This is a genomic window from Mesorhizobium zhangyense, from assembly GCF_011045115.1.
Lineage (GTDB): Bacteria > Pseudomonadota > Alphaproteobacteria > Rhizobiales > Rhizobiaceae > Mesorhizobium_M > Mesorhizobium_M zhangyense.
Map to the genome: position 1 here is coordinate 19,694 of NZ_JAAKZG010000029.1, position 7,458 is coordinate 27,151.

Below are 7,458 nucleotides of genomic sequence, written 5' to 3' on the forward strand. Positions count from 1 at the left end.
AACGCAACGCAAGTGGAGGGGCAACACATGGCTGAACGGGACGACCTTCTCAGGTCAATAGCCGCGACGACTGCCGATTATCGTGAGGGTGATCTGGCGGCGCCGACACCGGAGCATGTCGAGCGCTGGATCAACCAGTTCGATGGCTTGGTGCAGCTTCCGATCCTGCGCGAGATGGATCACGTCCTCAAGAGGACCTACTTTTCGCGGAAAGGGACCAGAAACTTCCTTTCGGGGCTTTTCCAGACTGAGAAACTCGTCGGCTCGGATGCGTGCGCGTTCTGGAAAGGCGTGAAGTTCCTGGACATTCAAGGCCGTGGCGCCAGCCAAAAGGAGATGCTCGCACTTTTCAGCAAGATTCTGGAAAAGCAATGCGGCTTCGGTACTGACGACTGCGGAGCCGATCCAACCGCCTTCGTTTATCTCGATGATGCGATTTTTTCCGGCGGCCATATCAGGAATGACCTTACTAAGTGGATCGCAAACGACGCGCCAGATGGCACGATACTCCACGTGATAGTGATCGCCCTCCATACAAGCTCCTATTACAATAGGAACAAAGTAGCCGAAGCAATTAAGGCCTCCGGGAAATCGATCGATGTGAAATGGTGGCGAGCGACTGAACTTGAGGACCGCAAGGCCCATACAACGACCTCCGACGTCCTCCGGCCGGTCGCAATCCCTGACGATGAAGTCGTGAAAGCCTATGTCGCGGCGATGCGCTATCCGCCTAGCCTGCGTGCCGCAGGTAATGTCGGTGGGAATGGCATCTTCTCCAGCGACGCCGGACGCCAGCTTCTGGAAACGGAATTCCTGAAAGCGGGCGTGCGAATCCGGCAAATGTGCCCGAACCTGAACCAGTACCAGCGACCGCTCGGCAACATGATCCTTGAGACGTTGGGCTTCGGCTCGTTGATTGTCACCTTCCGGAACTGCGCGAACAACGCGCCGCTGGCGTTGTGGGCGGGCGATCCTTGGCACCCCCTGTTCCCGCGGACAACCAACAGCGACACGTCGATGAAGCGCTTCATGGCGATGCTGGCGAAGGACGTATTCTGATGTCCCAGGCTAGCCAGGTTCGCACATATGACCCCTCCGCCAGCGTCGTCTTCCTGAAGACGAACGAGCGGTTTGGTGGTCTGTCGAACATGGCGCCGGGCTTTCCACTACGGGTGAACGGCGTTCGCATCCGCACGTCGGAAGCCCTCTATCAGGCATGTCGCTTCCCGCACATGCCCGAGGTGCAGCAGCTCATCATCGGCGAAAATAGCCCGATGACGGCAAAAATGCGCAGCAAGCCGTATCGGCGGGTCTCCCGGCATGACTGGGACTTCGTGCGGGTCAAGATCATGCGGTGGTGTCTGCGTGTGAAGCTGGCGCAGAACTGGCGTGAGTTCGGCAGGCTGCTCCTGGCCACCGGGCACCGCCCCATCGTCGAGCAATCCAGGAAGGACGATTTCTGGGGCGCGAAGGTTGCCGATGACGGCACACTCGTCGGCATGAACGTGCTCGGGCGGCTGCTGATGGAGTTGCGCGAGCAGCTGAAGGGCGACGAGGCGGAGGGTCTGCGCTTCATCGAGCCGCCGGCGATATCCGAGTTCCTGCTGTTCGGTCAGCCCATCGAGGCGGTCCAGGCCGCGCCCAATGCCGAGATCCCGGGCTGGCCTCCTCAGCGGTCGTCCCAAGCCGATGCAGCCCCGCCGCCGCCAAGCGATCCCCAGCCTTCCCTGTTTGAGCAGCCAATGATCTCCAGTGAGCAAGCCATAGAGCGCCGTCAATCCACTGCGCCCGACCAATCGGGCGCAGAGCCCGGCCGCTACCCCGCCTACAAGCCGGCAAAAGTGCATTGGCTGGGGGAAATTCCGGCGCACTGGTCGGAAAAGCGCGGGAAGTACTTCTTCCGTGAGATCGACGAGCGTTCGCAGACCGGCGAGGAGGAGCTGCTTTCGGTCTCTCACACGACTGGCGTAACACCGCGCAGCCAGAAGACCGTGACGATGTTCAAAGCGGAGTCCTACGTCGGCCACAAGGTGGCGCGGCCGAACGATGTCGTCATCAACACGATGTGGGCATGGATGTCAGCGCTTGGCGTCTCGAAGAACGTAGGGATCGTAAGCCCGGCCTATGGGGTCTATCGACCGCTAAACCAGCAGGATTTCCTGCCCGAGTATGTCGGCTACCTCCTGCGCACTCCTTTGCTGAGGTGGGAGTACATCTGCCGCTCGACCGGCATCCGCTCTTCCCGGCTGCGGCTCTATCCCGACAAGTTCCTGGACATCGCGTTCCCGTGCCCGCCGCTTCCAGAGCAGGAACGTATGGTCGCCTTTCTTCGCGCCAAGGAAGTGCAGATTCGCCGCCTGATCCGCAACAAACGGCGGCTGATCGGGCTTTTGAACGAGCAGAAGCAGGCGATTATCAACCGGGCGGTCACGCGCGGCCTGAACCCAAACGCCCCGACGAAGCCCACCGGCATCGACTGGATGCCCGAGGTTCCGGCGCATTGGGACGTAAGGATGCTTTCCCGCCTCGCCGTAAAGCTCCAAACTGGACCGTTCGGCAGCCAGCTTCATCAAGCCGATTACGTCGAAGATGGCGTGCCTGTCATTAACCCCATGCACCTGATTGACGGATCAATTCGTCCCGATAGAGAGACGACGGTGAATGCCAAGACAGCGGAACGACTTACCCGCCATGCATTAACTCCCGGAGAAATTGTAATCGCACGAAGGGGTGAACTTGGACGCTGTGCGCTAGTTCGCGAGGTCGATGGGCCGATGCTTTGCGGCACTGGATGTATGACGCTTCGCTTAAGTGAAGGCGTGCCACGCTTTTTCTTCGAGTTTCTCAGTTCCGCCTCCGTACGCCGGTTTCTGGATGAAAGATCCATTGGTGCGACAATGCAGAACCTAAATCCGTCGATCATCGGTTCCATTCAAACCGTTGTTCCACCGGAGGACGAACAAGAAGCCATCATCCGTGAGATTGAGGATACCAACAGCACCTTTGCAACTCTCGAAGGCAAGGCACAGGATGAAATTCGGCTGGTTCGTGAATACCGCGAGCGCATGATTGCCGATGTCATCACCGGCAAGATGGACGTGCGCCATATCGAGATCGCCGCGCCTGCGGACGAGCCGATCGCCGAAGAGGACGACGCGCTGGAGGAGGAACTGGAAGGTGACGACGCCGAGGTGATGGAGGGGGCCGATGCCGACGAGTAGGCCCTCAATCCCCATCAAAATAAAGCGCGATGTGCTCTTCGAGGCTCGTCATCATTGCGCTGTCTGCTGCACGTCGCTGCCGCTTGAGTACGCGCACGTCATTCCATGGAGCAAGTCGCAAGACCATTCTCTTGAGAACCTGATTGCGCTGTGCGCCAACTGTCACGAGCGCGCGGACAACGAGAAATGGGGCGTGAGCTACCTCCAACGATATAAGAAGTCACCGTGCATCATTGCGCGCGGTGACCCGCTGCCGATGACGGCAGAGCAGAAAATGCTGGTCGATCTGATCGTGGCGCGTGATCCGGATGAGATGAACGACAAGGAGCGACAGCGCCTGGTATCAATGGTAGCTGCCTATGTCGGAGTTCCATTCGGCCAAATTGCGATTTCATCTGTAACTCGAGCCAACAGCTCCCGAGTTCGTTTGGAAATGCCGTCTGACGCGGCGCGACGCCTAGTTGCTGGTTTCGAGGCCAAAGACCCAATGCTCGAAGCGTTCCTGAGCGAAGCGGGCCTAATTCGGGTCGATGCCGGCCCCTCGGTTCAAGGAGGCCGCGAAATGCGCCAGCACACCGACACCAGCGAAAAGGGCCTCGAAACCCTCATCGTCCGCTCGCTGATCGACGAGGCGGGTTACGTCGCTGGCGCCTCGAAGGATTTCGACCGGGACCACGCCATCGACCTGGCCAAGCTTTTCGACTTTCTGAACGCCACACAGCCGGATGCTATCGAAGCCCTCGGTATCGCTGAAGATGGACCGAAGCGGCTGCAATTCCTTCATCGGCTGCAAGGCGAGATCGCCAAGCGCGGCGTCATCGACGTGCTGCGTAACGGCGTGAAGCACGGCCCCGGCTCGGTCGAGCTGTTCTTTGGTACGCCGACCCACGGCAATGCGAAGGCCGAGGAGCTGTTCGCCGCCAACATCTTCAGCGTCACCCGTCAGCTGCACTATTCCAAGGATGCGACCAAGCTGTCGCTCGATGTGGCGCTGTTCATCAACGGCCTGCCCATCGCCACCTTCGAGTTGAAGAACAGCCTGACCAAGCAGACGGTCGAGGACGCGATCGAGCAGTACAAGCGCGACCGCGATCCCAAGGAGCTGATGTTCCAGTTCGGCCGCTGCGTCGTCCACTTCGCCGTGGATGACCACGAGGTGCGGATGTGCAGCCATCTGAAGGGCAAGGCGTCCTGGTTCCTGCCCTTCAACAAGGGCTGGAATGATGGGGCTGGCAATCCGCCGAACCCACATGGCCTGAAGACCGATTACCTTTGGAAGCAGGTTCTTACGAAGCGCAACTTCACCGACATCCTGGAAAACTATGCGCAGGTGGTCGAGGAAACGGACGAACGCGGAAAGAAGAAGAAGCCGAAGCAGATTTTCCCGCGCTTTCACCAGCTCGACGTGGTGCGCAAGCTGCTGGCTGACGCCGAGGCCTCCGGCGCCGGGCGGCGGTACCTGATCCAGCACTCGGCGGGTTCGGGCAAAAGCAACTCGATTGCATGGCTCGGCCACCAACTGATCGGGCTGGAGACCGGCGGCAAGCCGACCTTCGACACCGTCATCGTTGTCACCGACAGGCGCAATCTCGACAAACAGATTCGCGACACGATCAAGCAGTTCGCACAGGTGTCTTCCATCGTCGGCGCGGTCACGGAAGGTTCGCAGCAGCTGCGGACTTTCCTGCAGCAGGGCAAGAAGATCATCATCACCACGGTGCAGAAGTTCCCGTTCATCCTGGACGAAATCGGGGACAGCCATCGCGGGCGAACCTTCGCCATCATCATCGACGAGGCGCATTCTAGCCAAGGTGGCCGGACCTCGGCAAAGATGAACATCGCGCTTGCCGCGAATGGTGCCGAGGAGGAAGACGAAACCGTCGAGGACACCATCAACCGCCTGATGGAGGCGCGGAAGGTGCTGCCGAACGCGAGCTACTTTGCCTTCACCGCCACGCCCAAGAACAAGACACTGGAGATTTTCGGCACGGCGGTCCCCGAGGGCGGGAAAGTCAGGCACGTTCCCTTCCACAATTACTCGATGAAGCAGGCCATCGAAGAGGGTTTCATCCTCGACGTGCTGAAGTACTACACGCCGGTCGAGAGCTACTACCGGCTCATGAAGACAGTAGAGGACGATCCGCAGTTCGACGCCAAGCGGGCGCAGAAGAAGCTTCGCCGCTATGTCGAATCCCACGACCATGCCATCCGCAAGAAAGCGGAGATCATGGTCGATCATTTCCACGACCAGGTGATGGCCCACCGTAAGATCGGCGGCGCGGCGCGCGCCATGGTGGTAACCAGCGGGATTCACCGCGCAATCCAGTATTTTCACGCGTTCGGGGAGTATCTGAAGGAGCGAAAGAGCCCATATCAGGCCATCGTCGCCTTCTCGGGCGAGCACGAATATGGCGGCCAGAAGGTGACCGAGGCGTCGCTCAATGGCTTTCCGAGCAACAGGATCGAGGAGACGATCCAGAAGGACCCATACCGGTTCCTCATCGTCGCCGACAAGTTTCAGACTGGCTACGATGAGCCGCTTCTGCACACTATGTACGTGGACAAGACGCTGTCGGGCATCAAGGCCGTGCAGACGCTGTCGCGCCTGAACCGTGCGCATCCGCAGAAGCACGACACCTTCGTGCTGGATTTCATGAACGACGTGGATGGCATCAAGGCGTCATTCGAGGACTATTACCGAACGACGATCCTGAGCGAAGAGACCGACCCGAACAAGTTGCACGATCTGAAGGCGGCTCTCGACGGTTATCAGGTTTATTCTTGGGAGCAGGTCGAAGACCTCGTGGCGCTGTATCTTGGGGGCGCCGATCGGGACAAGCTCGACCCGATCCTTGACACCTGCGTCGCGGTTTACAAGTCCGCTCTCGATGAAGATGGGCAGGTCGACTTCAAGGGAAAGGCGAAGGCATTCACGCGTACCTACGGGTTCTTGGCGGCCATCCTGCCCTATACGAACGCGGAGTGGGAAAAGCTCTCGATTTTCCTGAACTTCCTAGCGCCGAAACTTCCAGCGCCGGAGGAGCAGGACATGTCTAAGGGCATTCTGGAGGCTATCGACATGGACAGCTATCGGGTCGAGGCGCAGGCGACGATGTCGATTGCGCTTCCCGACACGGATGCGGAAATCGGACCGGTGCCCACCAGCGGTGGGGGTCGAAAGCCTGAGCCAGAGCTGGACCTGCTGAGCAACATCCTCAAGACATTCAATGAGATGTTCGGTAACATCGACTGGAGGGACGTCGACAAGATCGGGCAGGTGATCGCCGAGGAACTGCCAAACAAGGTTGCGGCCGACAAGGCCTACCAGAACGCGATGCAGAATTCAGACAAGCAGAACGCCCGTATTGAGCACGACAGGGCACTGGAGCGCGCAGTTATCGAACTTCTGTCAGACCATACCGAGCTATTCAAACAGTTCAGCGATAACCCGTCCTTCAAAAAATGGCTTTCGGAAACGATCTTCGCTGCGACGTATGCTGATCGGGCTGTGCCGATTACCCCGAACTCGCTCCCCGGCTGAAATAAGCCTCCGCTTAGGTTTGCATGGGCGCACCGTTGATGCGTGTCTTGCGGACGGAAATTTCCGATATGCCGGCTAGGACGGAATGATGGGTAAGTTGGCAGCTGATGAGCGCGATCAGCCATTGGACAACCTAAGCCGCTACTTTAGGAACAAACTCTTCAAATAATCGCAGGAATCGTCGGTTGCGAGCCCCCGCAACCAACTTCCAGCATAAATCAATCGCCGTCCCGATCTAATAAATCGGAGCGGCGTTTTGCGTTAGACCGTCTCGTGCCGCCGGCGGCCCTGGTGTGAGCCGCGGCGCGCATTCCCGACTAGTAACGACGGGCCGGCCGAAACAGAAGTGCTGAGCCAAAGGCGATTAGATGTCTTTCATGCAGCGAACGGCCGCAATGCGCCTTCAATCCGGTCGCAGAAACCAGCTTCGCCACTTCGCGGAAGCAGACATCGCTGGCTGTCTGAGACGGCTATGGTTGCCCCGCTTTCAGTTGCACTTGCTGGTCGGTGGGGCAGCCACATTGCGGCAGCAAGGATGCCCCAAATCTACAGCGTCGCATGTTTATGGAACTGGCATACTAGACTGTATAGCATCCAGGACCGTGCGCAGCTTCGGCGCCGCAAGGTCCAGGAACAGCCGCATTTTAAGGGGCAGCCGTCCACGTCCGGCATGAACGAGGTGGACCGGTGTCGGCG

General features: G+C 59.1%; 3 protein-coding genes and 1 pseudogene. All 4 read left to right on the forward strand.

Annotated features, from left to right (window positions below; translation table 11 throughout):
- The first annotated feature begins 27 nt into the window (after positions 1-27).
- Entirely contained in the window at positions 28-1,059 is a 1,032-nt protein-coding gene (locus tag G6N74_RS29670) for a phosphoribosyltransferase-like anti-phage protein (RefSeq protein ID WP_165121596.1), read from the forward strand.
- On the forward strand, positions 1,059-3,221 hold the full coding sequence (locus tag G6N74_RS29675; RefSeq protein WP_165121597.1) for an NADAR family anti-phage protein: 2,163 nt from the start codon (positions 1,059-1,061) through the stop codon (positions 3,219-3,221). The genes G6N74_RS29670 and G6N74_RS29675 overlap by 1 nt, the downstream gene beginning before the upstream one ends.
- A pseudogene (locus tag G6N74_RS31615) lies at positions 3,208-3,405 on the forward strand (HNH endonuclease); the annotation flags it as partial. The gene G6N74_RS29675 and the pseudogene G6N74_RS31615, both read left to right, overlap by 14 nt.
- A gap of 378 nt (positions 3,406-3,783) precedes the next feature.
- On the forward strand, positions 3,784-6,762 hold the full coding sequence (locus tag G6N74_RS29680; protein ID WP_246246065.1) for a type I restriction endonuclease subunit R: 2,979 nt from the start codon (positions 3,784-3,786) through the stop codon (positions 6,760-6,762).
- Positions 6,763-7,458 lie beyond the last annotated feature (696 nt).

Coding starts and splice junctions, on each gene's coding strand:
- G6N74_RS29670 (WP_165121596.1), top strand. CDS start 28: ATGGCTGAACGGGACGACCTTCTCAGGTCAATAGCCGCGACGACTGCC.
- G6N74_RS29675 (WP_165121597.1), top strand. CDS start 1,059: ATGTCCCAGGCTAGCCAGGTTCGCACATATGACCCCTCCGCCAGCGTC.
- G6N74_RS29680 (WP_246246065.1), top strand. CDS start 3,784: ATGCGCCAGCACACCGACACCAGCGAAAAGGGCCTCGAAACCCTCATC.